This window comes from Synechococcus sp. PCC 6716 (assembly GCF_022570815.1).
Lineage (GTDB): Bacteria > Cyanobacteriota > Cyanobacteriia > Thermosynechococcales > Thermosynechococcaceae > Thermosynechococcus > Thermosynechococcus lividus.
Map to the genome: position 1 here is coordinate 1 of NZ_JAKLTU010000052.1, position 3,141 is coordinate 3,141.

Sequence of the window (3,141 nt, forward strand, 5' to 3'; positions counted from 1 at the left end):
GCGTAGCCAGCCTTCCTCTTCAGGGGGAAGGCGATCGAATGGAAACATCACCCCTAGCGTCGTCAAGCCACGTGATTTTTTCCTTCCTCTTCAGGGGGAAGGCGATCGAATGGAAACGTTCCGATGGCCATCGCGATTGATAATGTGTATTTCTCCCTTCCTCTTCAGGGGGAAGGCGATCGAATGGAAACTCCACCAAACACTTGGATATTGGCAAAGGCACAAACAGGTGAGGCATGACCCACCCGAATGGCTTGGTTGGGTTCGCCTTTACCACAGAAGGGGGTGCCGAACATCTCTGTTGTCGTTGCATCCCCAACCGCAATGAGGTTATGCCAGAAGTCAGGGGTGGTGCCGCGATAATTAGGGTTACGCACGGTGCGCGTTAGGCGACCCTGTTCAATGAGCTTGGCATACTCACAACCAAACTGAAACTTCAGGCGATAGTCATCAATAGACCACGAGCGATTAGCTTCCATATAGATTCCCGATTCAATCCCCGCAATCATGTCCTCAAAGCTGGTGTGCCCCGGCTCAATGTTCAGGTTTGCCATGCGATCAATGGGGGGGCGGTTCCACGAACTAGCCCGCGCATTTGCTACCCCCACTACCCCAGCCCGCTGCTGGCTTTCAAGGCTACCTAGCCCGCGCAGCAAGCGCCCTTCTTTAATCAGGTAGGTGCGCTCTGCGGCTGCGCCAATATCATCAAAGGCATAACTGGCAAGTTCACCGGTGACGTTCGGGTCAAAGGTGACGTTCAGTAACGGCGATCCGTACTGGCGCTGACCAAAATCCTCTAGCCGAATAAAGCTACTGCCTGCGTAATTGCGCTCATCCCCAAGAATACGATCCAACTCGAGGGGATGGCCAATGCTCTCGTGAATTTGCAACATCATCTGATCGGGCGCCAAAACGAGGGTTGTGGTGACTTCGGGGCACTCGGGTGCGCTCAACAGTTCCACCGCCTGCTCGCCAATATAACGGGCGCGATCGCTCATCGCCTGCGGCTCAACCCACTCTAGCCCTCCCTGATAGCAGCGAGCCAGCCACCCGTGATCGGTGCGCTGCTGCACCACCCCCGCTGCTTGGGCGGTGGCACTCATATCCGTGAGCACTTGGTAAAATTGCTGCTCAACGGTACTGCCATCACTGGTAAGCCATTGGCTGGTTGTCTCCACCGTCTGCACAAAGGCACGAGTTTGGACAATCGCATCGGCCACGTTGAGGTCTTGGCACAGCCGCACCAACAGATCGCTCACCTCCCTAGGTGATAAGCGATCAAAGGGTTGCTGTTGGGGCGATCGGTAGGTTCCTTGGGCAACCCCCCGCGCCGCCCTCGTAAAGCCAAAAAGTTGCCATGGGGCTGCTGCCTTGGCTTGGTTGTAGGCCTTACGAATGGCATCATGAATGGCGGCGGGTGCCAATTGGGCAGTGGCAGCGTAACCAAACTGGCCATTCACCAGAACGTCCACCATCACCCCCCGCTGGCGTACCCTTTGGTTCATGTCTGGCTGACCATCCCGGGCACTGCGGGTTATCAGTGTTTCATCAACGTAGCGCAGCCCTAGCCAATCGACAGGCACATCCACTTGGTTCAACACAGCCACTAAATTGGGTTCTGCCATCATGAGTGCGTGCTAGCTTAGAGTTTGGCAACAGTTCGAGTGTATTCTAAATGCTAACAGCGTTTACGGCAGGCCTCACCCTAATTACCATCTCCGAGTTAGGGGATAAAACCTTCTTTATTGGGATGATCTTGGCTGCCCGGCACCCCAAGCGGTGGGTATTTATTGGAGTGTGGACTGCCCTTATTGTCATGACCTTGCTCTCAATTGCTGTGGGTAAGGTGTTTAGCCTGCTGCCCAAGGCGTTTACGTTTTATGCTGCCATTGGTCTGTTCACTATCTTTGGCCTGAAAATGCTGATTCACGGCTGGCGTATGGCTGATAGCCCCTGCGAAGATGAATGTGAAGCAGCGGCGGAAACCGTTGAGAAAGCTGAGGCCAACCTCGATCGCTGGGGCAATAATCCCATCTGGGCTACAGTTGTTGAAGCCTTTAGTTTGACGTTTGTGGCTGAATGGGGCGATCGCACCCAAATTGGCACGATTACCCTTGCCGCCACCTATAATCCGTGGGGAGTAGCCCTAGGAGCCATTGCGGGGCATGGCATTTGTGCGCTCATTGCCGTTCTGGGGGGCAGCTTGATTGCCGGTAAGATTTCAGAACGAACCCTAACCTTGGGGGGGGGCGCTCTGTTTTTGGTATTTGCAATTGTGACAGCGGTTCAAGGCTTACCGGGAGCTTAAGGGAATGACTAACCCATTTTGGGCAGAATTCAGGTGGTTACTGGGGGTCTTTTTAGCCTCCTTGGGGATAGCCGTTGGCCTGAAGACAGTGGCACCCCTCTATCCGCTACCACCGACCTTAGGCGTGATCTTGGCTCTGGTGCTGTTTCCTAGCCTTGTGGTGGCTGTTGTCTTGGTGTGGCTTAACCAAAGCGATAACCAAACCCCCTGACCGTTAGGATGTACTCGGGATGACTAGGATCCACTTCAATTTTTTCCCGTAGCCAGCGAATGTGAACATCCACGGTTTTGCTGTCACCAATAAAATCGTGCCCCCACACCTGATCTAACAACTGCTCCCGTGACCACACCCGGCGTGGCTGGCGCATAAATAGCTCCAATAGCTTGTACTCTTTGGGGGATAAACTCACCTCTTCTCCCCGTAAGGTCACACGGCACTCCTGAGGATACAGGCACAGTTCCTGAAACCGCAGCACCGGCGGTGAAGCAAAGTGCTGAGGCTGAACCCGTCGTAACAGCGCTCGACAGCGAGCCACCATTTCGCGCATACCAAAGGGCTTTGAGAGGTAATCATCAGCACCAATTTCTAGACCGACTACCCGATCAATTTCACTTCCTTTGGCACTGATCATCAGAATCGGTACGGTACACCCTTCACGCCGAATCAGGCGACAGAGATCCAACCCGCTTACCCCCGGCAGCATCAAGTCCAAAATAATCAAGTCTATTGTTGGGGTCAGGTCTGCATGAGACCTAAAAAGATGGGAGTTAATGAGACTCAGTGCCTCATGACCATTCGTTGCTGTAATTGTCTGAAAACCCTCATCCTGAAG

The 3,141-nt window shown here is 53.9% G+C and carries 4 protein-coding genes; 2 read left to right on the plus strand and 2 right to left on the minus strand.

Features of this window, described 5'->3' with window-relative positions; all coding sequences use genetic code 11:
• Positions 1–164: 164 nt before the first annotated feature.
• Entirely contained in the window at positions 165–1,628 is a 1,464-nt protein-coding gene (locus L5220_RS13955) for a TldD/PmbA family protein (protein ID WP_499574246.1), read from the minus strand.
• Between the two features lie 47 nt (positions 1,629–1,675).
• Between L5220_RS13955 and L5220_RS13960 the strand changes: the two genes are divergently transcribed.
• Both L5220_RS13960 and L5220_RS13965 read left to right on the plus strand, forming a co-directional pair.
• Positions 1,676–2,308, plus strand: a complete 633-nt coding sequence (locus L5220_RS13960) for a TMEM165/GDT1 family protein (protein ID WP_448526979.1) — start codon at positions 1,676–1,678, stop codon at positions 2,306–2,308.
• 4 nt (positions 2,309–2,312) lie between these two features.
• A complete protein-coding gene (locus L5220_RS13965; RefSeq protein WP_448514887.1) occupies positions 2,313–2,519 on the plus strand; it encodes a hypothetical protein in 207 nt (68 codons plus the stop codon).
• Here L5220_RS13965 and L5220_RS13970 read toward each other — a convergent pair.
• The coding region (locus L5220_RS13970) for a winged helix-turn-helix domain-containing protein (RefSeq protein ID WP_499574248.1) at positions 2,491–3,141 on the minus strand (651 nt) is incomplete at its 5' end. The two genes, L5220_RS13965 and L5220_RS13970, sit on opposite strands and share 29 nt — an antisense overlap.

Bases quoted from the DNA above. Each gene is read 5' to 3' on its own strand.
- L5220_RS13955 (WP_499574246.1), bottom strand. From the start codon at position 1,628: ATGATGGCAGAACCCAATTTAGTGGCTGTGTTGAACCAAGTGGATGTG.
- L5220_RS13960 (WP_448526979.1), top strand. From the start codon at position 1,676: ATGCTAACAGCGTTTACGGCAGGCCTCACCCTAATTACCATCTCCGAG.
- L5220_RS13965 (WP_448514887.1), top strand. From the start codon at position 2,313: ATGACTAACCCATTTTGGGCAGAATTCAGGTGGTTACTGGGGGTCTTT.